Here is a 23,332-nt window from a genome sequence, read left to right on the forward strand (position 1 = left end):
GAGGTCGGCCGGCCCCGGGACCGTCCTTCACGGGTCCGGGGCCGGCCTGTGCGGGCGGGTGCCGAACTCAGTACCGAGCCGGCTCGTCGTCGCCCTCGGCCGAGCGGATCCGACGCAGGCGCGCGCCCTGGAACAGCGCGTTGCCCACCAGCATCAGGCCGAGCGCGCCGCCCGCGAGGGGCAGGGTGTCGTCGTCGGGGCCGGTCTTGGGCAGCGAAGTCGGCGGTGTGGCCTGGTCGGTGCCGCCGGTGCTCGCGCCGGTGGTGGTGCCGCCGGTCGTGCCCGCGCCGGTCGTATCACCGCCTCCGGTGCTGCCGCCTCCGGTCGTGCCACCGCCGCCGGTGCTGCCGTTGCCTCCGGTACTTCCGCCACCGGTCGTGCCGCCACCCGTCGTGCCCCCGCCGGTGGTGCCGCCGGGAATGGGTGATTCGACGGTGTAGCCGATGAAGGACGGGTCGTTGTTGTTGGGCACGTTCTTCAGGGTCAGCGGTCCGCGCCGGCCCAGGACCATCGTCGTGTCCCTGGCGTCCTGGGGGACCACCAGCACGCAGAACGTGGAGATGTCGGGCTCCGCCGCGAGCGGGAGCCGGACCTCGGCCCGAGCCGCGCGCGGCGACCGTGCCGGCGGGTATTCCACCGTTGCGGACCAGCGCCTGGTCTCGTGCGGTTCCAGGAATTCGAACGTGCACCGGAACGAACTCACCCACTGCGGACCCGGATCGGCCAGCGCCCTCGCGGGTTCACAGCCGGGCACCGAGAGGATCTTCAACTGTCCCGTGCTGTAGGCGTATACGTCCCGATGGGGATCCATTTGGCCGGTGTTGTTGGTGACGGTGAACCAGATCGTCGACCGTCCGTTCGCGTCGAAGGTGATCTGGTTGTCGGTGTCGACACCGAACGCCGCGGTCGGCGGCTTGGTCGTCGTCGGCGGTCGAGTGCTGCTCGGTGGTGGCGTCGTGGGCGGCTTGGTCGTCGGCCGGTGGGTGCTCGGCGGCGGCGTGCTCGCCGGCTCGGTGGTGGCCGGCTTCGTGGTGGCCGGCTTCGTGGTGACCGGGGGCCTGGTGCCGGTCGGCGGTTCGGTGCCGACCGGCGGCTTGGTGGTGACCTCGCCGGTCGGGCCGTGGGTCCGGGTGTGTGCGCTGCCGGATCGCTGCGCGGGCCCGTTTCCCTCGGTGTCCGCGACCGCCAGGCCGGCGCTCAGAATCATTCCTATTCCGACCGGAACGGAAATTATCAAGGCTGCTCGTTTGACGTTTTCTGATCGAAGTTTTTTCGGTGTGAACATGCGGTATCCCCCTCCCGCTATGTGTGACGATTCGTTCTACCATGTCCGTCCTAAGCTTTCGCAGGGCCTTTCACAGGTAATCCGACGAAAGTGGCAATGGTCTGATCTTGAAAAGCACGGTCTGATCTTGAAAAGCGGCGGGACCTGGGGGAAAGCCGATGTCGGGCGGGCCTGGAGAGGATTGGGCGGGCTTCGTGGTCGGAGCCCGATACGAGTTGGTGAGCGTGCTCGGCAGCGGCGGCATGGGCACCGTGTGGCGGGCCCGGGATCGGCTGCTGGATCGACCCGTGGCGGCGAAGGTGATCACCACCGGCTGGGGGCGCAGCGCGTCCCGGTCCTTTCGCGAGCGCAGCCTGCGCGAGGCGCAGGCGACCGCACGGATCAACCACCCCAACGTCGTCCGGGTCTACGACTACGTCGAGGACGACGACCGGCTGTGGATCGTGATGGAACTGCTCGACGCCCGCTCGCTGGACACCATTTTGGAGGAGGACGGGCCGCTCACCCCGCACGCCGCCGCGGCGGTGGCCGTGCAGATCGCCCGCGCGCTCGCCGTCGTGCACGCGCAGGGCGTCATCCACCGCGACGTCAAGCCGGGCAACGTGCTGATCGCCGGGGACGGACACGCCGTGCTGACCGATTTCGGCATCGCCGCGCTGGAGGGGGTGAGCGGGCTCACCGGCACCGGGGCGATCCTGGGCTCACCCGAGTTCATGGCCCCCGAGCGGATCGAGAGCGAGCATCCCGGGCCCGCGTCGGACCTGTGGTCGCTGGGCGTCACGCTGTGCGCGGCGGTCACCGGCGCGTCGCCGTTCCGCCGATCCACCCCGGTGGCCACGATGCACGCGATCGTGATCGCCGAACCCGAGGTGCCGCAGGAGATCGGTCCGCTGGAGCCCCTCGTCCGCGACCTGTTCCGGCGCGACCCGGCGCGGCGCCCGGACTCGGCCGAGGTGGAGGCGCGGCTGGACGCGCTGCTCGCGGCCGAGGGCCGCCGGCACGCGGGCGACGTGACCCGGCCGATCCCGCCCACCACACTCGGCCGGGTGATCGAGCGCGGGCCGGACGAGCACGAGTCGGACGCGGCGAACGACGACGCGACGTCGGCGCCGACCGTGCACCCGCAACCGCCGCTGCGCGACCTGATGCCGCCCGCCCGGATCGCCCCCGACGACGACGCCCCGCTCGACCCGTTCCCGCGCGTGCCCGCCGCGCCGGCGCCGGAGCATCGGCCGCGCACACCGGCCGACCGGGCGCACTCGCCGACCTACCCGATGCCGACCCGTACCGGCCGGCCGCCCCGCTCGCGCCGCCGGCGGTGGGCCGTGTTGATGCCGCTGGTCACCCTCCTGGTGGCCGGCGCCGTCGTGGCGGCGCTACTGCTCGCCGGCGGCGACGGGGACGACGGGAAGGGCGGCGACTCGGGCCCGATCCCGCCCACGAGCTCCGCGACCGGCGGCACCGCGGCGAACCCGATCGCGGGCCTCGCGCCCTACCCGAGCACGCCCCCGGGCACCCCGCCGATCCCGGTCCGCACGGCCGACGAGGGCACCTTCACCTGGCCGATCCCACAGGAATGGACCCGCAAGGAACAGGACCAGAGCGTGGTCTACACCGATCCGGCCGGCACGAGCGTATTGACCGGGCGTACCGCGTTCCAACAGACCACGGATTTGTTGGAGCAGTGGCGCGACGACGAACAGAACGCGCGGAGGGTTTTTCGCGACTATCGAAAGGTGATCTTCGAGGAACGCGCCATCCAGGGCCGAAAGGGCGTCGTCTGGGAATACACCTGGACCGAGTCCGGCACCGCCCGGCACGCCGTATTGGCCGCGGTGATCGTCAACGGCATCTACATCGAGGTCGACGTGTTCGGCGTCGAGCGGCAATGGGCGCGCGACGCGGCCCTGCACGGGCTCGCGGTGAGCGCCCTCGCCCTCGCGGGCAGCCGCTCCGGCGTCTGAGCCGCCCCGGACGTCGGCGCGCCGCGCGGTCAGCGACGCAGCGCCTCCAGGCCGAGCAGTGCCACGTGCAGCGACAGACAACTCTCCACCTGGTCCAGGTCGACGCCCAGGATGCGCTCGATCCGGTGCAGTCGCTCGTAGAAGGACGGGCGGGACAGGTGCGCGGCGTCGGCCGCCGCGGACTTGTTCCGGCCGTGGTCCAGGTAGACCTGGAGCATCGCGATCAACTGGGTGCCCTGCTGCGCGTCGTAGGCGAGCAGCGGCCCGAGTTCGCGCTCGACGTAGGTCTGCAACCGCGCGTCGTCGCGCAACAGGTGCAGCAGCCCGCGCAGTCGCACGTCGGGCAGCCGGTAGAAGGCCGCCTTGCCGCCCTGGTGCAGCGCGGCGTCCGCGACCTGGGTGGCCTCCAGGAGCGAGCGGCGCGCGTCGCGCACCGCGCCCACCGAGGAGCCGACCGCGACCACGATGTCGTCCGCGAGGTCCGGGGCGAGCCGGCGGATGGCGGCGGAGAAGCCCTCCAACGCGCCGTCCTCGGTGTCCTGCGACGCGAGCGCGACCAGCAGCCCGACGTTCTCGTCGTCGAGCCCGCCGACCAGCGCGGCCAGCCGGCGCTCGCGGACCGCCGCGGCGGCGATCTCGGTGAAGTCGCGCAGCCGGGCCTGCGATTCCAGCGCGGCCGGGGTCACGCTGCGGCGCAGCCGCAACACCACGCCGACCAGACGCCGGCCCTCCAGCGGGACACCGAGTGCCCGGGCCCGCAGGGTCACCTCGGCCACGGTGTAGGAGTGGGTCAGGATCCCGGACAGCAGCGTGCGGTGGGTCTGCCGTTCCAGGCTCTCCCGGTCGCGTACCACCAGCCGGTTCAGCGCCAGGGTGGACGCGGCCCGCTCCAGGAGCATGGTCTGCTGCGCGGGCGGAGTGCCGCCGTCGCCGACCAGCACCAGTCGGCCCCAGTCGTGGCCGCGCGCGCCGACCGTGGTCACCAGCCACCCGGTGCGCTCGTCGAAGGCGGTCCGGGCGGACAGCCGAAGTTGTCGGGAGCGGTCCTCCCAGTTCTCCAGCAGGGTTTCCGCCACTATCCCGGCCGCGTCGTAGGCGAGCACCTGGTGCGCGAGGTTCTCCAGGATCACCGGGCGCCCGGCCATCCGGGACGCCTGCCGGACGATCTCGGCGGGTTCGGCACCCTCGACCGCGAGTTCGTTGAACGCCTGATGCACCGCCTCGGAAGCCTGCAACTCGGCGAGTTGGGCGTCGATGATCAACCCGTGCACGGCCTCGGTGATGCCGATGAACCGGGTCTCGTCGCGCAGGGTGATCACCGGCAGGCCGACCTGCTCGGCCGCGGCGACCAGCGCGCGCGGCAGTTGCTCGGTGTAGCGCCGGCCCAGCTCGACCACGAGTCCGGCCGCGTCCACGTCGGCCAGATCGCGAATGTAGCGTTGCAGGCCCTCGCGCTCCTCGGGGAGCGCGATGCCGGTGGCCATCACCAGTTCGCCGCCCTTGAGCAGCCGGGTCACGTCCGGCAACTCGCTGATGTGCACCCAGCGCACCGGCCGGGCCAGGCCGCGTTCACCCGCGACCACCTGTGGGCGACCGCGCTGGACGATGTCGAGGGCCAGTACGTCGGCGACCGTGGGGAACATCCGAAAACCTCCGCGAGCTGACAACGGCCCGACCGCGACGGCGGTTGGTTCCCGAAGGAAGCGGGAATTCGCGAGCAATCTGTAAACGGCTCGGCGGGCGACGCTTTCATGGTGACAGGTCGCCGCCCGGTTCGACCCCCGACCCCGGGGTTCGGCCGAGCGATTGGCGACCTGTAAAGCCGGTGCCGCGCTCCCTGTCGATGTGCCTGTTGCGGCACCCCGTGTCGAAACGGCATCGTCCTACGCTGACGCGGCTCACGCGCATAACCACCGCACGCAGCGCCCGTCGGCTCATCGAAAACCCCCTTGGAGGGCTCCCATGCCTGTGCAGGACTTCGGCAAAGGTCATCAGTACGTCGGGGGACAACTGCGGCAGGGCTCGTCCGGAGAAACCTTCGACGTCACCAACCCGGCGACCGGCGAGACGGTCGAGACGCTCACCCTCGCGGGCACCGCGGACGTGGACGCGGCGGTAGCCGCCGCCAAGGACGCCTTCCCGCAGTGGTCCGGGGCCACCCCCGGCGACCGGGCGACCGCGCTGAACCGGTTGTCGGTACTGCTGGAGGAGCGCGCCGAGGAGTTCGCCCGGGTCGAGACCGCGCAGGCGGGCAAGCCGATCCGGCTCAGCACCGAGTTCGACGTGCCCGGCACGATCGACAACACCGCGTTCTTCGCGGGTGCGGCCCGCAACCTGGAGGGCAAGGCGGCCGGCGAGTACTCGGCCGGCTCCACCTCGATGGTGCGCCGCGAGGCGATCGGCGTGGTCGGCTCGATCGCGCCGTGGAACTACCCGCTCCAGATGGCCGCGTGGAAGATCCTCCCGGCGATCGCCGCGGGCAACACCATCGTGCTCAAGCCGGCCGAGATCACCCCGCTGACCTCGCTGATGTTCGCCCAGGCGTGCGCCGACGCGGGCATCCCCGACGGCGTGGTCAACGTGATCACCGGCAAGGGGCGGACCGTCGGCGAGTACCTGATGGGCCACGCGGACGTGTCGATGGTCTCCTTCACCGGCTCCACCGGCGTCGGCAAGCGCGTCGGCGAGGTGGCCCTGCAGACCGTCAAGCGACTGCACCTCGAACTCGGTGGCAAGGCCCCGTTCGTGGTCTTCGACGACGCCGACCTGGATGCCGCGATCAACGGCGCGGTCGCCGCGTCGCTGATCAACTCGGGCCAGGACTGCACCGCCGCGACCCGCGCCTACGTGCAGCGCCCGCTCTACGACGCGTTCGTCGCGGGCGTCGCGGAACTGTACGAGGGCGTGCGCCTGGGCGACACGATGGACCCCGCGACCGACCTCGGCCCGCTCGTCTCGCGCCGCCAGCAGGAGTCGGTGGCCGGCTTCGTCGAGCGCGCCCGCGGCTACGGCGCGACCATCGTGACCGGTGGCGAGATCCCCGGCGGCGAGCTGGCCAAGGGCGCGTTCTACCGCCCGACGCTGGTCACCGGTGTGGCCCAGGACAGCGAGATCGTGCAGGACGAGATCTTCGGCCCGGTCCTGGTCGTGCTGCCGTTCGACAGCGACGAAGAGGGCATCCGGCTCGCCAACGACACCCCGTACGGCCTGGCCGCCTCCGCCTGGACGCGCGACATCTTCCGCTCGCTGCGCGCGACCCGGGAGATCCAGGCCGGCTGCGTGTGGGTCAACGACCACATCCCGATCATCAGCGACATGCCGCACGGCGGCTACAAGGCGTCCGGCTTCGGCAAGGACATGTCGCAGTACTCCTTCGACGAGTACACCCAGGTCAAGCACGTGATGTACGACGGCACGGGAATCGCCCGCAAGGACTGGCACCGGACGATCTTCGGAGCGCGGTAACCACCCCATCGAAACGGGCGGCCGAGAGCGCGAGTTCTCGGCCGCCCCTGCGGCCGGCGTGCGGTGCGGGGGCCCGCGACGCGGCGAGAGGAATCATGACTGAGCAGCAGCGGGCCGGCGCCTCCGGCGACGTCTCCTTGGCGGGTCTGAGCAAGCACTACGGTGACTTCACGGCCGTGCGACCGATGGACCTGACGATCCCCGCGGGATCGTTCTTCGCCCTCCTCGGCGCGTCGGGCTGCGGCAAGACCACGACGCTGCGGATGATCGCCGGACTGGAGCAGCCCTCGACCGGCAGTGTCAGCATCGGTGACCGCGACGTCACGGCCCTGCCGCCGTACAAGCGCCCGGTGAACACGGTGTTCCAGAACTACGCGCTGTTCCCGCACCTGAGCGTGGCCGACAACGTCGGCTTCGGCCTCAAGCGGCGCGGTATCAAGGACACCTCGAAGCAGGTCGGGGAGATGCTCGACCTGGTCGAGCTGGGACACCTGGCCAAGCGCAAGCCCACCCAGCTCTCCGGTGGTCAGCAGCAGCGGGTCGCGGTGGCCCGCGCGTTGATCAACACTCCGCAGGTGCTGCTCCTGGACGAGCCGCTGGGCGCGCTCGACCTCAAGCTGCGCCGGCAGATGCAGCTCGAACTCAAGCGCATCCAGACCGACGTGGGCATCACCTTCGTGCACGTGACGCACGACCAGGAAGAGGCCATGACGATGGCCGACACGATCGCCGTGATGAACGGCGGCCGAATAGAGCAACTCGGCTCCCCGGTCGAGTTGTACGAGGCCCCGCGCACCACCTTCGTGGCCAACTTCCTGGGTCAGTCCAACCTGCTCGACGTCAAGGTGACCGGGCGCGCCGACGGCGATCTGCTGTTGGAGGCGCACGGCAACCGGCTGGCCCTGCCCGCCGCCCGCTCGGCCGCCGAGGGCGACCGCATCGTGATGGGCATCCGCCCGGAGAAGATCACCATCGCCTTCGCGGCGGACGCGAAGGTCGCGGACAACCGCAACCGCCTCGACGGCGGCGTGATCGTGGACGCGGCGTTCATCGGTGTCTCCACGCAGTACGTCGTGCGGATGCCGTGGGACCAGGAGTTCACCGTGTTCGAACAGAACATGGAGCGCGACCCGCGCCTGGTGCCGGGGGCGACGGTGACCCTGCACTGGAACCCCGGGCACGGCTTCGGCCTGGAGTCGGGCGACCTGACCGCGGGCATCGCCGAGGCGAGCGAGGACGCCGCGTGAGCGCGCTCGGCACCCTCGGCGCGGGCACGACGGGAGGTGCGGACACCAAGACCACGGAGCTCAAGCGGCGCGGCAGATGGGTGCCTTATGCCCTGCTCGCGCCCGGCCTGCTGTGGCTGGTGGTCTTCTTCGCGATCCCGATGGTGGTCCAGGGCTCGACCTCGCTGCAGACCGGCAACCTGACCAAGGGCTACGACCTCACCTGGCACTGGGCCACCTACTGGGACGCCATCGACCAGTACTACCCGCAATTCCTGCGCTCGTTCGGCTACGCGGCCGCGGCGACCGTGATGTGCCTGGTGATCGGCTACCCGCTCGCCTACGCGATCGCGTTCAAGGCGGGCAAGTGGCGCGGCATGTGGCTGGTCCTGGTGATCGCGCCGTTCTTCACCAGCTTCCTGGTGCGCACGCTGGCCTGGAAGACGATCCTCGCGGACAACGGGATCGTCGTGGACGTGCTCAACACGCTGCACTTCACCAACGTCACCGCGTTCCTCGGGCTGACCCAGGACGACCGGGTGCTGGCCACGCCGCTCGCGGTGATCTGCGGTCTGACCTACAACTTCCTGCCGTTCATGGTGTTGCCGCTGTACGCGTGCCTGGAGCGGATCGATCCGCGCCTGCACGAGGCCGCCGGCGATCTGTACGCGTCGCCGCGGACGACCTTCGCCAAGGTCACCTTCCCGCTGTCGCTGCCGGGCGTGGTCTCCGGAACGCTGCTCACCTTCATCCCGGCGTCCGGCGACTACGTCAACGCGCAGTGGCTCGGCTCGCCGGACACCGGCATGGCGGGCAACGTGATCCAGACCCAGTTCCTGCGGGTGCTGGACTACCCGACCGCCGCCGCCCTGTCGTTCATCCTGATGTTGTTGATCGTGCTCATGGTGACGGCGTACATCCGCAAGGCGGGGACGGAGGACCTGGTCTGATGGCCGTCGTCAACTGGTTGCGGCGCAACGTCATCGTCTTGTTCGGGCTGCTCGCGCTCGGCTACATGACGCTGCCCAACATCGTCGTGCTGATGTTCTCGTTCAACGACCCGAACGGGCGCTTCAACTACACCTGGAACGGCTTCACGCTGGACGCGTGGGAGGAGCCGTGCGGGGTCGCGGGCATCTGCGACTCGGTCGCGATCAGCATGAAGATCGCGCTCCTGTCCACCCTGATCGCCACCGTGCTCGGCACCGCGATCGCGTTCGCGCTCGGTCGCTACCGGTTCCGCGCCCGCGGCGCGATCAACACCCTGCTCTTCCTGCCGATGTCGATGCCCGAAGTGGTGATGGGCGCCTCGCTCGGCACGTTGTTCCTGAACATGCGGATCAACACGGGCTTCGTGACGATCCTGATCGCGCACATCATGTTCTGCCTGAGCTTCGTCGTGGTCGCGGTCAAGGCCCGGGTGTTGGGCATGGACCCCAAGCTCGAAGAGGCCGCGCAGGACCTGTACGCGTCACCCACCCAGGTGTTCCTGCGGGTGACCCTGCCGCTGGCCGCGCCCGGCATCGGGGCGGGCGCGATGCTCGCCTTCGCGCTGAGCTTCGACGACTTCGTGATCACCAACTTCACCTCGGGCAACACGGTCACCTTCCCGATGTTCGTGTACGGCGCGGCCCAGCGCGGCACCCCGCCGCAGATCAACGTGATCGGCTCGGCGATGTTCGTGATCGCGGTGCTGATCGTGATGATCGGGCAGATCCGAGCCTCGCGGCGAGCCAAACAGCAGGCGTAGGCGCGCCTGCGCCGATGATTGACCCCAAATCTGTAGCTATGCGGTGAAACCGTCGGGGCCCGACAAGGCGGCCCCGACGGACACTGCGAGAGTGGTGAAACCCCATGGGTCCCCGGAACACGTCGGATCCTGCTCCCTCGGTCGAGGCCGTCCGCTCGCTTGCCGACGCCGCGCCGACCCCCTTCTGGCTCGACCGGAGCGACCGCCCCGAACCGCGCCCGGCCCTGGTCGGCGACGACCACTGCGACCTGGCGATCGTGGGCGGCGGCTACTCGGGCCTGTGGACGGCGCTGATCGCGAAGGAACGCAACCCCTCGCGCGACGTGGTGCTGCTGGAAGCGCACGAGATCGGCTGGGCGGCCTCGGGCCGCAACGGCGGATTCTGCGCCGCGAGCCTGACCCACGGCTTCTACAACGGGCTGGACCGCTGGGAGAGCGAACTCTCCCGACTGGAGCGGCTCGGCGAGGAAAACCTCGACGAGATCGAGGCGGCGATCAAGCGCTACGGCATCGACTGCGACTTCCGTCGCACCGGTGAACTCAACGTCGCGACCCAGCCGCACCAGGTCGAGGAGTTGCGCGAGGAGATCGACCTCGCCCGGAAGTACGGCACCGAGCTGACCTTCCTGGACCGGGACGAGGTGCGAGCGCAGGTCGACTCGCCCACCTACCTGGCCGGCGTCTGGGACAAGACCGGCTGCGCGATCATCGACCCGGCCCGACTCGCCTGGGGCCTCAAGGCCGCGTGCGAGTCGCTGGGCGTGCGGATCCACGAGCGCACCAAGGTGACCGAACTGGGCGAGCACGGCTCGGGCATGGTGCTCAAGACCGCCTACGGTCGGGTCTTCGCGGGCAACGTGGCGCTGGGTACCAACGTGTTCCCGTCGTTGGTCAAGCGGCTGCGGCCGTTCGTGGTCCCGGTCTACGACTACGCGATGATGACCGAGCCGCTGAGTGCCGAGCAGCTCGCGGCGATCGGTTGGCACAACCGACAGGGCATCGGCGACACGAACAACCAGTTCCACTACTACCGGCTCAGCGCGGACAACCGGATCCTGTGGGGCGGTTACGACGCCATCTACCACTACGGTGCCAAGCTCTCCTCGGACCTGGACCAGCGTCCGGAGACGTTCGCGAAGCTCGCGGGGCACTTCTTCGAGACGTTCCCGCAGCTCGAAGGTCTGCGCTTCACCCACACGTGGGGTGGCGCGATCGACACCTGCAGCCGCTTCTCGGCGTTCTTCGGGACGGCGTACAAGGGCAAGGTCGCCTACGCGCTGGGCTTCACCGGCCTGGGCGTGGGCGCGACCCGGTTCGGCGCCGAGGTGATGCTGGACAAGCTCGACGGCCGCCCGACCGAGCGCACCCGGCTGGAGATGGTTCGCACCAAGCCGCTCCCGTTCCCGCCGGAACCGATCAAGTGGGCGGGCGTGACGATGACCAAGTGGTCGATGGACCGCGCCGACAAGAACGCCGGCAAGCGCAACCTGTGGCTCAAGGCACTCGACAAGGTCGGGATGGGCTTCGACAGCTGAGTCGCCGAAAGGGGCGGACGGATCGGCCGTGCGGCGGATCCGTCCGCCCCTTCGCCATGCGATAGGGATCCCAACCTGTAAGGCGGATGCCGCAAGGGCCGACACCTTGGAGCTTGAGCCCGACCCGCGCCGCCCGTGAGACTGGCCTCCCGGGGCTTGTGCGGCCCCTCGCCAATCCCGCATCCCCCGGAAGGTCGAACCGTGACGAACCACGTAACCCACTGGATTGCCAACGCGGAGTGGACCGGCGTCTCCGAGCGTCGGGGCGACATCCACAACCCCGCCACCGGCAAGATCACCGGCACGGTCGACTACGCCTCGGTGGCCGAGGTCGACGAGGCCGTCTCGGTCGCCGTCCGCGCCTTCGCCTCCTGGAAGAACGCCTCGCTCGCGAAGCGCTCCACGGTGCTCTTCAACTTCCGTGAGCTGCTCAACGCCAAGAAGGACGAGCTCGCCGCGATCATCGTGGCCGAGCACGGCAAGGTGCACTCGGACGCGCTGGGCGAGATCGCCCGCGGCCAGGAGGTCGTGGAACTCGCCTGCGGCATCCCGCACCTGCAGAAGGGTGGCCACTCCGAGCAGGCGTCGACGGGCATCGACGTCTACTCGATCCGCCAGCCGCTGGGCCCGGTCGCGATCATCTCGCCGTTCAACTTCCCGGCGATGGTCCCGATGTGGTTCTTCCCGATCGCGATCGCCACCGGCAACACGGTGATCCTCAAGCCGAGCGAGAAGGACCCCTCGACCGCGAACTTCCTCGCCGACCTGTGGAAGCAGGCCGGTCTGCCCGACGGCGTGTTCAACGTCGTGCACGGTGACAAGGTCGCCGTGGACCGCATCCTGGAGCACCCCGACATCAAGTCGGTCTCCTTCGTCGGCTCGACCCCGATCGCCCGGTACGTCTACGAGAACGGCACCCGCTACGGCAAGCGCGTGCAGGCCCTCGGCGGCGCCAAGAACCACATGCTGGTGCTCCCGGACGCCGACCTGGACCTGGTCGCCGACGCCGCGGTCAACGCCGGCTTCGGCGCGGCCGGCGAGCGCTGCATGGCGATCTCCGCCCTGGTCGCGGTCGAGCCGATCGCCGACGAGCTGATCGCCCGGATCAAGGAGCGGATGGCCAAGCTCCGGGTCGGCGCGGGCAACGACGCCGCGTCCGAGATGGGCCCGCTGGTCACCCGCCAGCACGCGGACAAGGTGCTGTCCTACGTCCGGGCGGGCGAGGACCAGGGCGCGACGCTCGTGGTGGACGGCCGCGAACACCCGATCAACGGGGACGACACCGCCGACGGCTACTGGGTCGGTCCGACCCTGTTCGACAACGTCACCCCCGAGATGTCGATCTACACCGACGAGATCTTCGGCCCGGTGTTGTCGGTCGTCCGGGTCGCGTCCTACGACGAGGGCCTGGCGCTGATCAACGCCAACCCGTACGGCAACGGCACCGCGATCTTCACCAACGACGGTGGCGCCGCCCGCAAGTTCCAGAACGAGGTCGAGGTGGGCATGATCGGCATCAACGTGCCGATCCCGGTCCCGGTGGCCTACTACTCGTTCGGCGGCTGGAAGAACTCGCTCTTCGGCGACCTGCACGCGTACGGCGCCGACGGCGTGCAGTTCTTCACCCGCGGCAAGGTCGTCACCCAGCGCTGGCTCGACCCGAGCCACGGCGGCATCAACCTGGGCTTCCCGACCAACGACTGACGTTCGCTCGCCTCGGCGAGCCTGCCCACCGAGCCCGCCCGACCCCAATGACGTGGTCGGGCGGGCTTCGTCGTGCGCGGCCCGGGCACCGACCCGGGTCGCTTCGCCATTTCCTCCGCACGCCTTCCCTGGCAGCATGCGTGACGGGTCGTCAGATGATCAGTCGACGGCCGTTACGGACGTGACAGGGGAACGGCGCATGCCCATCGAAGACGACCCGGCCGGCGATACCGCCATCCGGTTGATCCAGATATCCGACGTGCACTACCGGGACGCTCCGGGCACCCACGGGTTCGTGCAACACGACCCGGACGCCGGGCTGGCCGCGGCCCTCGCCGACGCCGCCGACGCGCTCGCCGAGGCCGACCTGCTGGTGGCCTCCGGCGACCTGGCCGACACCGGCGAGCCGGGGGCCTACCGGCGGCTGGCAGACGTGCTCCAGGAGCTCCCGGTGCCGGTGTACTGCCTGCCGGGCAACCACGACCGCCACGACGCCTACGTCGCGGGCCTGCCGCGCACCGGCGTGCATCTGGAACCCGCGGTGCGGATCGGGCCCTGGCTGCTGCTCATGGTGGACACCAACGCGCTCGGCCGCGAACACGTGGGCGACGGTGTCTACCGCGACCTCGACGACCGGATGACCCGGGCCGACGGGCCGGAGCTGAGCGCGCCCGAGGCCGCCCGGATCCGGGAGATCCTGGCCGGCTCGGACGCCGAGCACGTGCTGTTGTTCGTCCACCAACCGCCGCTCGCGGAGATCTGCCCGAGTCTGGACCCGTCCGGCCGACTCGGCGCGCTGCTCCGCGACTTCGGGCGGATCCGGGCCATCTCCGGCGGCCATCTGCACGGCTCGCTGGAGGGCGAGTTCGCCGGAGTGCCGGTGTTCGTGGCGCCCTCGACCACGTACAGCATCGACTACGCCGGCAAACACTTCGACGGCCCCGGCTATCGCACCTTCACGCTGCACCCGGACGGCCGGGTCGAATCCGCCGCGCACACCGCGCCCGGCCCGATCACCGACGAGATGCGGGCCAAGCCCGCACCGCGCTTCCTCACCGATCTCATGCTCGGCGTGGTGACGATCGAGGAGATGCGCGAGATGAGCGACGAGCAGTTCCGAACCCGGTTCGGCGAGCCCCGTCCGGTGCGCGGCGCCTGAGCCCGATTCCCACGACCCGACCAGTACGAGGAGACCCGTGACACAACATCAGGCGGACGCCGGACTCACCCTCGAAGGGGTCCGCAACTTCCGCGACATCGGCGGACTGCCCACCGCCGACGGCCGGCTGGTGCGAGCCGGCCGCTACTTCCGCAGCGGCCACCTGGCCAAGCCCACGGACGCGGACCGCGCGGTCCTGGCCGACCTGGGCATCCGGCTCGTGGTGGACCTGCGCAGCCCGGCCGACATCGAACTGGACGGCGCCGACGTGCTGCCCGAGGGCGCCCGGTGGTTGAACCTGCCGATGTCCGACCCGGCCCGACACTCGGACTTCTGGAGCGATCTGCGCAACGCCGACCTGAGCGTGTTGCGCGAGCGACTGGGCGACGGGCGGGCGCAGAAGTCGATCGCGGCGGACTACCGCGACCAGGTGGTGGCCCGGGTCGACCGGCACGCGCGGATGTTGCGCGCCATGCTCGACGCGGACGGCCTGCCGGTCGTGGTGCACTGTTCGGCCGGCAAGGACCGCGCGGGCATCGCGGCGGCCCTGGTGCAACGGATCGTCGGCGTCTCCGCCGACGACGCCGTGGCGAACTACCTGGTCAGCAACGAGCCGGGCAACCGCTACGAGCCGAACTCGGACAAGCTCGCGATGCGACCGGGGCTGCTGGAACTCTTCCAGCCGTTCCTGGAGGTGCGCGAGGAATATCTGCGTGGCGCGCTCGAGGTGATGGACACCCACTGGGGCGGCTTCGACGCCTACCTGGAGCAGGGTCTGGGCCTGGACGCGGACCGGCTGGACCGGCTGCGGGCGCTGTTGCTGGAGGACTGAGCCGGGCCCGGACGGCCCCGGGACGGTGCCCACAGGAGGAGGCACCGTCCCGGGGACGGCAGGCCGTCCGGCGATTGCCGAAGGCCGCCGGGAATCAGGAGTCGTCGGCCATCAGCTTGATGTTCCAGCGGGTCTCCTGGCGCGGACGCAGGTAGACCAGCCAGTACAGCGCGGCCACCACCAGCACCCCGCCGGTGATCAGCAGCGCGCGGGTCGGCTGTTCGGTCAGCACGTAGATCATCGACGCGATCAGGAGCACCGGGATCGCGGGCCACAGCGGCATCCGCCAGGCCCGGGTCTCCTGGTGCACACCCTTGCGGGCGACCAGTGCGGCCAGTGCCACCACCAGGTAGAGCGCGGCGACCGCGACGCCGGTGACCTCACCGAGGATGTCCAGGTTCACGAAGCACAGCAGCGCGCCGGGCACGCCGACGACCAGCGTGGACACCCACGGCGAACCGAACCGGTTCACCTTGCCGAAGGCCCGGTTGATCGGCTCGGGCCAGGCCCGGTCGCGGGCCGAGGCGTAGACCACGCGGGAGTTCTGGATCACCATGACCACGCCCGCGTTGATGATCGCCAGCGCGATGCACAGGCCGATGAAGGTGGCCATGCCGTGGTTGGACCAGCCCTCGACCAGGCCGAGGATGTCGCCGCCCGCCAGGGTCGCCTGGTCCGGCGCGCCGAGCGAGATCGCGATGGTCGGCACGATCAGGATCACGCCGCCCAGACCCAGGGTCCACAACACCGTGCGCGAGACCGTACGGCGCGGGTTCTCCATCTCCTCGGCCAGGTAGACCGCGGTGGAGAAGCCCTGCAGGGCGAACAGCGCGCCGGCCATGCCCGCGATCAGGATGCCCATCTTCAGCGGATCCGTCGTGTTGCTCGCCGCGTCCACGACGACCTCGGGCTTGATCAGCGTCGAGGTGGACTGGTGCACGTTGGCGAAGCCGAGGAAGGCCACGATCGCCGCGGCGACCACTTCCAGGGCCAGGAAGACGCCGGTCACCCACGCGTTCGCGCGCAGGTCGAGCAGACCCATGATGGTGGCCAGGATCATCACCGCGGCGCCGGCCCACATCGTGTCGATCGTCGCGATCGAGGTCAGATACTCGGCGGTGCCCAGGGCGATGATCGGCGGCACGATCATCACCACGATGGTGGCGATGATGAAGACCAGCCAGCCCATGAAGCGGCCCATGAGGGTGCCGACCATGGCGTACTCGCCGCCGGCGCTGGGGATCAGGGTGCCCAATTCGGAGTAGCAGAACGCGACGCCCACGCACAGGACGGCGGCCACGACCAGGGCCAGCGCGGTGCCGGAACCCAGATCCGCGAACATCCCCGGCACGATCACGAAGAGCGAGGACGCGGGGGTCAGGCACGAGAGGGTGAGCAGGGTGCCGCCGACGACTCCGATGGAGCGCTTGAGCGGGGCGGGGGTGCCACCGGCGTCGAGGGTGACTGGAGTCAAGGTCCCGGACGGCGGTGGGGTTGTTTCAACAGCCATGTGTCGCTACCTCTGCGGGACAGCGGGGTGCGGTTATCGCCTCCGGGACGGATGTGAGCCGTTCGGATCCGCCGAACGGTGCGGCGTAATACAAACGCCCGTTAGATCATGCGTCAAGATCCCGTTAGCAACTGATTCCGTAGGTCGTACACCCAGATTTCATTGAATAACGCTCCAAGCTGGCATCTGATGGTGCGTAATCCGCAGATGAAGCTGCGGGAAAAGTTTCCTCACCGTTCACCTGTCGAGATAGCCTCCGGCCATGGTCAACCGCGTACTCGCGCACACCGGGGCCCGGCATCCGGTGATCCAGGCGCCGATGGGCTGGATAGCCCGCTCCCGACTGGCCGCGGCGGTGTCCGCGGCCGGCGGGCTGGGGATGGTGGAGACCTCCTCCGGCGAGGTCGACGCGTGCCGTCGGGAGATCGACACGATGGTCGCCTCGGGGCTGCCGTTCGGGGTCAATCTGCCGCTGATGTTCCTGCGCGACGATCGGCTCGTGCGGCACGTGGCGGACGCGGGTGTGCGCTTCGTGACCACGTCGGCGGGCAATCCGGCGACCTTCGTGGACCTGCTCCGGGAGCACGGCCTGACCGTGTATCACGTGGTGCCCTCGATCCGGGCGGCCCGCAAGGCGGTCGAGGCCGGCGTGGACGGGCTCGTGGTCGAGGGCGCCGAGGGCGGCGGTTTCAAGAATCCGGCCGAGGTGTCGCTGCTCGTGTTGCTTCAGGGCATCCGGGAGATCACCGATCTGCCGCTGGTCGCCGCCGGCGGCATCGTGGACGGTCGCGGCATGGCGGCGGCGTTCGCGCTCGGCGCCGAGGCGATCCAGATGGGCACCCGGTTCCTGGCCTCGGCCGAGAGCCCGGTGCACAGCCACTACAAGCAGGCGGTGCTGGCCGCGGACGAGACCGGGACCGTGGTGGTCAACCGCACCGGCAGCCCGACCATGCGAGTCCTGGGCACCGAGTTCTCCCGCGCGCTCGCCGCCTCGGGCGGACCGGCGCACAGCTCGCTCGACGCGATCAAGCGGTTGTACTTCGACGGCGAGATGGAGGCGTCGCTCGCCTCCGCGGGCCAGTCGGTCGGCCTGGTGCACGACGTGGAGTCGGTGGCCGCGATCATCGAGCGGACGATGGCGGGCTTTCACGCGGCGCTGGCGACGGCGGTGCGCCGGGCCGGCGACGTCTGAGGCCGCCGGCGTCGGCCACCCGGGCCGCCGCCCACAGCACGATCGCGCACAGCGCCCACGAGGCCAGCACGTCCGCGAGCCAGTGGTAGTCGCACCACAGCAGCGCGAACCCGATCAGGGCACACGAGGCGGCCGCGCCCGCGGCCCAGCGTCGGCCCGCCCGCGCCGAGCCGACACGCCCGAGCAGCAGCGCGGCGATCCCGTAACAGACCGTCGAGGTCGCGGTATGGCCGGACGGGAAGAAGCCCCACGCGTCCGCGGCCACCGGCGATTCGCTCGGGCCGGGCCGGCCGATCAGATCCTTGCCGCCGATCACCGCGATCGTCACCACGAGCACGCCGCCCGCAGCGATCGCGATCGGGGAGGCACGGCGCGTGCGTACGGCGGCGAACAGCGCCGCGACGGCGAGCGCGATCCCGGCGGGCAGTGGCCCGCCCAGGTCGGCCAGGAAGTGCATCGGGCCGTCCAGCCAGGCCGTCCCGGGCGCGCCCGCGAGGTCGCGCATCGCGTTTCGGACCGTGCGGTCCAGGGTGAGCGAGGGTCCGCTTTCGGCCACTACCTGGACGGTGAGCGCGACGAGCACGAGCGCGAGAATCAGCGGCACTGCGAGGCCACGCGTGTACTGTGAGTGAACAGACCACCGCCCCGGAACGGGGGGCGTTGTCCCGGGGCGGCCGCCGGCTTGCTCAGGGCCGGCGTCGGTGGAAGGTCTGTGCATCTCACTCGAAGATACGCGGAGAACAGGTCGACGGGTTCCCGACGCGCGGCCTCCACACAAAGCCTGCACACGTTCTCCACGGTCTGGAAGGCGGGACATACACGCTGTACGTTGGAGCATTGAAGGGTGTGAGCGGCGTCACAGCGCGTGTCGCGTGAGTCCGGCCGCCCCGGAGAGTCCAAGTACGCGGAGAACATCCGTAAGCAGGACAAACCGACGGTGGCTCGAGTGACGTGGCATTGACGCAATGTCGTCGATCGCCCCTCTGCTGTCAGCACGCAAAGGTAGGGTTGGTCAGGTGGTTGAAGAGTCCGATTACTCGACATACCGCGTGCCGTGCATCCCGGCCCCTGCGGGGAGCGGGCGCGTCCGCCGGACCGAGGTTCCGGTGGTTTACAAGGGCGTCAAGGCGGGCGGTGCCGTGTTCGATTCCTCGGTGGAACCCCGACGGGGTCGGGGCGCGGGGGCGATGGGTGTGGTCCTGACCAGCGACCGTCAGCTTCGGGTCGTGCGCACGACCCGACCGCGCGGCCTGCGACTCGAAGGCGAGATCGACCTCGCGAACGTGGACGTGGTGCGCCGCGTCCTGGCCGCCGCGTCCCGCGACGGCGGTGACGTCCGGGTGGACGTGAGCAAGCTCGCCTTCATCGACGTGGCGGGCCTGCGGGTGTTCGTCGACCAGGCCGGCGCGCTGTCCCGGCGCGGCGGACACATGGTCCTGATCGGCGCGAGCCGGCAGATGTTGCGGGTGCTCACGCTGTGCGGGTGGGACACCGTCCCGGGCCTGAGCATGGTCGAGCGGATCGCCCCGGCGCCGCGCCGACCGCGGCTCTGAGCATTCCCCGACCGCACGCGGTCGGGCCGCGGCGCATCCCGCGAACCCCCATTCCGGACACACCGAACCCCCGTCCGTCGGAGTACGTGCTCCGACGGACGGGGGTTCGTGGTGTTCGTGTCCGGCTCAGACCGAGGCGGCGAACGCCTGCTCCAGCACGTCCAGGCCCTCGACGAGCAGGTGCTCGGGGATCACCAGCGGCGGCAGGAAACGCAGCACGTTGCCGTAGGTGCCGGCGGTCAGCACCAGCAGCCCCTGCGCGTGGCACGCCTTGGCGAGGGCGCCGGCCAGCTCCGGGTTCGGCTCCTTGGAGCCGGGCTTGACCAGCTCGATGGCGATCATCGCGCCCCGACCGCGGACCTCGCCGATCTCGGCGAACTTCTCGCTCATCGTGCCCAGTCGGCCGAGCATGATCTCGCCGATCCGGCGGGCCGCGCCGTTGAGGTCGAGGCCGCGCATCGTCTCGATCGCGCCGAGCGCCGCGGCGCAGGCGACCGGGTTGCCGCCGTAGGTGCCACCGAGGCCACCCGCGTGGGCGGAGTCCATGATCTCGGCGCGCCCGGTCACCGCGGCCAGCGGCAGGCCGCCGGCGATGCCCTTGGCCGTGGTGATCAGGTCCGGCACGATGCCCTCGTCGTCGCACGCGAACCACTGGCCGGTGCGGCAGAAGCCGGTCTGGATCTCGTCCGCGACGAACACGATGCCGTTCGCCTTGCAGAACTCGACGATCCTGGGCAGGAAGCCCTTGGCCGGCTCGATGAAGCCGCCCTCGCCCAGGATGGGCTCGATCACCACGGCGGCCACGTTGTGCGCGCCGATCTGCTTGGTGACGATGTCGATCGCCTGCTCGGCGGCCTCGTCGGCGCAGTTGTCCGCGCCGGTCAGCCAGCGGTAGGGGTAGGCGACCGGGACCCGGTAGACCTCGGGGGCGAACGGGCCGAACGACTCCTTGTACGGCATGTTCTTCGCGGTCAGCGCCATGGTCAGGTTGGTACGACCGTGGTAGCCGTGGTCGAACACGACCACCGCGGGGCGCTTGGTGTGGGCACGCGCGATCTTGACCGCGTTCTCCACCGCCTCGGCACCCGAGTTGAACAGCGCGGTGCGCTTGTCGTGGTCACCCGGGGTCAGCTCGTTGAGCTGCTCGGCGACCGCCACGTACGACTCGTACGGGGTCACCATGAAGCACGTGTGGGTGAACCGCTGCAATTGCTCGGACGCGCGACGCACGACACCCTCGGCCGAGTTGCCGACGCTGGTCACCGCGATGCCGGAGCCGAAGTCGATCAGGGAGTTGCCGTCCACGTCGACGACCACGCCGCCGCCCGCCTGGGTCACGAAGACCGGCAGGGTGGTGCTGACGCCGCGCGCGACCGCCGCGTTGCGACGCGTCATCAGCTCGGTCGACTTCGGGCCGGGAATGGCGGTGACGAGCCGGCGCTCCTGCGGGAGCGAGGGCCCGCCGGGCTGCGAAGCGCCCATGCTGGTCTCCTGTGGGTCGAGGTGGGGGTTCGCGGTGGCTCCGCGGTCCTCTCCGCAGGCTAGGCGCCGAGCCGCGTTCGCCGCATGCGCCGCATCGGTTAATCACCCGGTTGCTTGTGTCCGGGATGGACAAAAGCCGATCGGGCAGAACAACTCCGAACACATCCCGGACTCGCGCCGGAATGATCATCACGACAGGCGGTGTGGCGCCTACATTGAGTTCCGGTTCAGGGCGTGGTTCCGGGAGGGCGAGACGTGGACGTGGAACGGCCGGATTCCCCGGCGTCACCGGCGGTCGAGGCCGAGGTCTTCGGGGCCGACCCGAGCGACCGCGGCGACCCCGCGCGCCGGCGCGCGCGAGCCGCCCGCGCCCGGGTGCCGGCCCCGGCCGCGGCCGAACGCGACGTCGACCCCGACGGGTTCGACCTGCGCGGGTGGTTGCGCGGACCGCGGCACCGGGAGGCCCCCGGCGTGTACGGCTACGGCCGGGACGAGCGGGAGATCAGACTGCGGGCCGCCGAGCGCGACGCGCGCACCCGGCCCGAGGCGGCGCTGGTGCGCCGCGCGGTGTTGTGGCTGGTGATCGCGGTACTCAGCCTGAGCTGGGTGCTGGTCGCCTACGTCTGGCTGGTCCGGAAGATCATCCCGAGCTTCATGTGGCCGCTGTTGTTCAACAACCTGCTCTACGTGCTGCTGTTCGTGCTGTTCGGCTACCTCGGTCGCTGGCACGAGATCGCCTGGCCGTTTTTGCGCCCGTGGTGGCAGCGGCTGGACCGGCGGGCCGAGCTGAACGGCCGCCCGCGCCCCGAACAGTGGCGGCGCGCCGCGCTGTTCCTGGTGCTGGGCTTCGTCGCCTGGGTCGTGCTGATGCGGCCGTTCGTCGCGCTGTTGTTGCTGATCTTCCCGCGTGGGCTGCTGCACGACGGGCAGTGGCTGGTGCGACTCCTCTACAACGGCGGTTTCCTGTACGCGGGCGCGGTGCTCGGCCGCTGGGACGTGGTGATCCGGCCGTACGCGCGCACCCCGCGCGAGCAGGTGGTGCCGGAAACCGAGGAGGCGCAGGTCGCCGACGCGGAGCTGTGGCCCGAGTTGCGCGACGCGGCGCAACACGAGGCGGCCGACGTGCTCGACCACGAGGTGTCGGCGGGCCGGCTGCGGGACGTGGACTATCTGCGGCTGCGCCGGGTGCTGGAGGCCGGCGAGGCGGACCTCGACTACCTCGCGGACGTGGCCGAGGAGATCACCGACAACGGTGCCGCGGCCTGTCGGCACGGCTCCGGGCAGCGTGACCTGCGGCCCCGGCGCGCCGAGCACGACCTGCTGGCCGGCCAGGTGCGGGTCGGCGTGGGCACCGACCATCCGAAGAACCCGCCGCTGTACCGGGACACCGCCTTCGCCCTGGATCCGGACGTGCTCGGCGCCTCGATGCTCGTGGTCGGGGCGGCTCGGGCGGGCGAGCCGGGCCGACTGCTCGAACCGGTGGTCGAGACGATGGCGCTGCGCGCGCTCACCGGCGCCGCGTCGCTGGTGGTGATCGACGCCAAGGGCGACGAGTTCGAACGCCCGGGCGGCTACGACCTCGAAGTGATCGTCGGCGACCCGGACTCGCCCTCGGGCCTGGATCTGTACGGCGGCGCGGCCTCGCCCGAGGACGCCGCCGACCGGCTCGCCGCCGCGGCGCTGCCTCCGAACGCGATCGGGCTCGGCGACGCCGTGAGCAACGCGCTGCGCCAGGTGCTCGGCGCGTACGTGGCCGCGCACGGCCGCTATCCCGAGGTGGGCACGCTGCTCGACCTGCTGGACGGCACCGAGGCCGCGCTCGCCGCCCTGGAGCGCGCGCTGCGGGCGGTCGACCGGTATGCCGAACACGAACGGGCGTTGCGCGCGATGGCGCGTGGCGACGACGACGCGCGGCTGCTGGTGCAGCGCCTCGCGGTGCTCGAACGACCCGGCGTCGCCGAACTGTTCCGCCCCGATCGGCAACGCTTCGCGGCCGGCGACATCGACCGGCCGCTGCGGGTGCGGATCGCGCTGAACGAGGCCGCGCACCCCGAGGCGGCCCGGCTGATCGGCCGGCTCGTGTTGTCGCAGTTCGTCCAGGCGATGGCCACGCCCCGGCGCGAGCGCGGGCCGCGCAAGGTGTTCGCGTGCCTGGTCGCCGACGACGCCGGGCGGCTGGTGGACGAGTACGCGGCCAAGGGCTTGCAGTGGGCCCGCAACCGTCGGGCCGGCCTGGTGCTGTCGGTGCGCTCGCTCGACGAACTCGCCCCCGCACTGCGGCACACCGTGTTCGCCGCGGCCGGCTGCAAGGCGGTGGTACCGGGTGCCTCCCGGGCCGATGCCGAACTGTTCGCCGAGTACTGGGGAATGACCAAGGAACAGGAGAAGTCGATCACCATGGGCACGCCCGAGGGCGGCCTGGTCAAGCGGATCCGCTACTCGGTGCTGGGCGCGTTGTTCGGCGAGAAGGCGAGTGGGCGGTCCGAGCGGGTGACCACCCGTACCGTCGAGCGCTTCCGCTGGTCCCCGACCGAGATCACCGGCGATCTGCCCACCCGGCACGCCATCGTCAGCCTGACCACCCGAAAAGGCGAGCGAACCCCTCCCGTGCTGATCGATCTCGGCCGCTGAGTCAGACTGGAAGCCTCTCCCACTCCAGTTTGGACAACACCCAC

At 70.5% G+C, this 23,332-nt stretch carries 17 protein-coding genes; 12 read left to right on the forward strand and 5 right to left on the reverse strand.

Translation table 11 applies throughout. The annotated features are described in order from the left end of the window. Positions 1–67 precede the first annotated feature (67 nt). Positions 68–1,207, reverse strand: coding sequence for a hypothetical protein (locus ACH4U8_RS17105; RefSeq protein ID WP_395778594.1), 1,140 nt, complete (start codon positions 1,205–1,207; stop codon positions 68–70). Positions 1,208–1,479: 272 nt separating this feature from the next. Between ACH4U8_RS17105 and ACH4U8_RS17110 the strand changes: the two genes are divergently transcribed. Beyond that, a complete protein-coding gene (locus tag ACH4U8_RS17110; protein WP_395778596.1) occupies positions 1,480–3,249 on the forward strand; it encodes a protein kinase in 1,770 nt (589 codons plus the stop codon). Between the two features lie 29 nt (positions 3,250–3,278). Here the strand turns inward: ACH4U8_RS17110 and ACH4U8_RS17115 are convergent, their stop codons facing one another. After that, the gene (locus tag ACH4U8_RS17115) at positions 3,279–4,892 is read right to left on the reverse strand and encodes a PucR family transcriptional regulator ligand-binding domain-containing protein (RefSeq protein ID WP_360304692.1); all 1,614 of its coding nucleotides are present in this window, start codon (positions 4,890–4,892) and stop codon (positions 3,279–3,281) included. Between the two features lie 319 nt (positions 4,893–5,211). Between ACH4U8_RS17115 and ACH4U8_RS17120 the strand changes: the two genes are divergently transcribed. The 8 genes from ACH4U8_RS17120 to ACH4U8_RS17155 all read left to right on the forward strand — a co-directional run bounded on the left by ACH4U8_RS17120 (position 5,212) and on the right by ACH4U8_RS17155 (position 14,920). Then, entirely contained in the window at positions 5,212–6,714 is a 1,503-nt protein-coding gene (locus ACH4U8_RS17120; protein ID WP_360304694.1) for a gamma-aminobutyraldehyde dehydrogenase, read from the forward strand. Between the two features lie 95 nt (positions 6,715–6,809). After that, complete coding sequence (locus tag ACH4U8_RS17125; protein ID WP_360304696.1) at positions 6,810–7,961, forward strand: ABC transporter ATP-binding protein; 1,152 nt, start codon at positions 6,810–6,812, stop codon at positions 7,959–7,961. Further along, on the forward strand, positions 7,958–8,890 hold the full coding sequence (locus ACH4U8_RS17130; RefSeq protein WP_360304698.1) for an ABC transporter permease: 933 nt from the start codon (positions 7,958–7,960) through the stop codon (positions 8,888–8,890). The genes ACH4U8_RS17125 and ACH4U8_RS17130 overlap by 4 nt, the downstream gene beginning before the upstream one ends. Beyond that, on the forward strand, positions 8,890–9,690 hold the full coding sequence (locus ACH4U8_RS17135; protein WP_360304700.1) for an ABC transporter permease: 801 nt from the start codon (positions 8,890–8,892) through the stop codon (positions 9,688–9,690). Before ACH4U8_RS17130 ends, ACH4U8_RS17135 begins: the two co-directional genes overlap by 1 nt. A gap of 104 nt (positions 9,691–9,794) precedes the next feature. Continuing rightward, a complete protein-coding gene (locus ACH4U8_RS17140) occupies positions 9,795–11,225 on the forward strand; it encodes an FAD-dependent oxidoreductase (RefSeq protein ID WP_360304702.1) in 1,431 nt (476 codons plus the stop codon). 201 nt (positions 11,226–11,426) lie between these two features. Continuing rightward, a complete protein-coding gene (locus tag ACH4U8_RS17145) occupies positions 11,427–12,929 on the forward strand; it encodes a CoA-acylating methylmalonate-semialdehyde dehydrogenase (RefSeq protein ID WP_360304704.1) in 1,503 nt (500 codons plus the stop codon). A 199-nt stretch (positions 12,930–13,128) separates the two neighbouring features. Continuing rightward, positions 13,129–14,088, forward strand: a complete 960-nt coding sequence (locus ACH4U8_RS17150; RefSeq protein ID WP_395778598.1) for a metallophosphoesterase — start codon at positions 13,129–13,131, stop codon at positions 14,086–14,088. Positions 14,089–14,125: 37 nt separating this feature from the next. Then, complete coding sequence (locus ACH4U8_RS17155) at positions 14,126–14,920, forward strand: tyrosine-protein phosphatase (RefSeq protein ID WP_395778600.1); 795 nt, start codon at positions 14,126–14,128, stop codon at positions 14,918–14,920. A 94-nt stretch (positions 14,921–15,014) separates the two neighbouring features. Here ACH4U8_RS17155 and ACH4U8_RS17160 read toward each other — a convergent pair whose 3' ends face one another. Beyond that, a complete protein-coding gene (locus ACH4U8_RS17160) occupies positions 15,015–16,430 on the reverse strand; it encodes an APC family permease (protein WP_395778602.1) in 1,416 nt (471 codons plus the stop codon). Positions 16,431–16,692: 262 nt separating this feature from the next. Here ACH4U8_RS17160 and ACH4U8_RS17165 point away from each other — a divergent pair, with 262 nt between their 5' ends. Then, on the forward strand, positions 16,693–17,622 hold the full coding sequence (locus tag ACH4U8_RS17165; protein ID WP_395778604.1) for an NAD(P)H-dependent flavin oxidoreductase: 930 nt from the start codon (positions 16,693–16,695) through the stop codon (positions 17,620–17,622). Here ACH4U8_RS17165 and ACH4U8_RS17170 read toward each other — a convergent pair. Further along, positions 17,552–18,226: a phosphatase PAP2 family protein gene (locus ACH4U8_RS17170; RefSeq protein ID WP_395778606.1), complete on the reverse strand. Its 675-nt coding sequence runs from the start codon at positions 18,224–18,226 to the stop codon at positions 17,552–17,554. The two genes, ACH4U8_RS17165 and ACH4U8_RS17170, sit on opposite strands and share 71 nt — an antisense overlap. Before the next feature lie 502 nt (positions 18,227–18,728). Between ACH4U8_RS17170 and ACH4U8_RS17175 the strand changes: the two genes are divergently transcribed. Continuing rightward, positions 18,729–19,175, forward strand: coding sequence for an STAS domain-containing protein (locus tag ACH4U8_RS17175; RefSeq protein ID WP_360304716.1), 447 nt, complete (start codon positions 18,729–18,731; stop codon positions 19,173–19,175). A 126-nt stretch (positions 19,176–19,301) separates the two neighbouring features. Here ACH4U8_RS17175 and gabT read toward each other — a convergent pair whose 3' ends face one another. Continuing rightward, complete coding sequence (gene gabT, locus ACH4U8_RS17180) at positions 19,302–20,657, reverse strand: 4-aminobutyrate--2-oxoglutarate transaminase (protein ID WP_395778608.1); 1,356 nt, start codon at positions 20,655–20,657, stop codon at positions 19,302–19,304. 255 nt (positions 20,658–20,912) lie between these two features. Here gabT and ACH4U8_RS17185 point away from each other — a divergent pair, with 255 nt between their 5' ends. Then, positions 20,913–23,288 (forward strand): hypothetical protein, encoded by a 2,376-nt coding sequence (locus tag ACH4U8_RS17185; protein ID WP_360304720.1) that lies wholly within the window; start codon positions 20,913–20,915, stop codon positions 23,286–23,288. Positions 23,289–23,332 lie beyond the last annotated feature (44 nt).

Source organism: Embleya sp. NPDC020886 (assembly GCF_044333915.1).
Lineage (GTDB): Bacteria > Actinomycetota > Actinomycetes > Streptomycetales > Streptomycetaceae > Embleya.

Coding starts and splice junctions, on each gene's coding strand:
- ACH4U8_RS17105 (WP_395778594.1), bottom strand. CDS start 1,207: ATGATTCTGAGCGCCGGCCTGGCGGTCGCGGACACCGAGGGAAACGGG.
- ACH4U8_RS17115 (WP_360304692.1), bottom strand. CDS start 4,892: ATGTTCCCCACGGTCGCCGACGTACTGGCCCTCGACATCGTCCAGCGC.
- ACH4U8_RS17120 (WP_360304694.1), top strand. CDS start 5,212: ATGCCTGTGCAGGACTTCGGCAAAGGTCATCAGTACGTCGGGGGACAA.
- ACH4U8_RS17125 (WP_360304696.1), top strand. CDS start 6,810: ATGACTGAGCAGCAGCGGGCCGGCGCCTCCGGCGACGTCTCCTTGGCG.
- ACH4U8_RS17135 (WP_360304700.1), top strand. CDS start 8,890: ATGGCCGTCGTCAACTGGTTGCGGCGCAACGTCATCGTCTTGTTCGGG.
- ACH4U8_RS17140 (WP_360304702.1), top strand. CDS start 9,795: ATGGGTCCCCGGAACACGTCGGATCCTGCTCCCTCGGTCGAGGCCGTC.
- ACH4U8_RS17150 (WP_395778598.1), top strand. CDS start 13,129: ATGCCCATCGAAGACGACCCGGCCGGCGATACCGCCATCCGGTTGATC.
- ACH4U8_RS17160 (WP_395778602.1), bottom strand. CDS start 16,430: ATGGCTGTTGAAACAACCCCACCGCCGTCCGGGACCTTGACTCCAGTC.
- ACH4U8_RS17165 (WP_395778604.1), top strand. CDS start 16,693: ATGGTCAACCGCGTACTCGCGCACACCGGGGCCCGGCATCCGGTGATC.
- gabT (WP_395778608.1), bottom strand. CDS start 20,657: ATGGGCGCTTCGCAGCCCGGCGGGCCCTCGCTCCCGCAGGAGCGCCGG.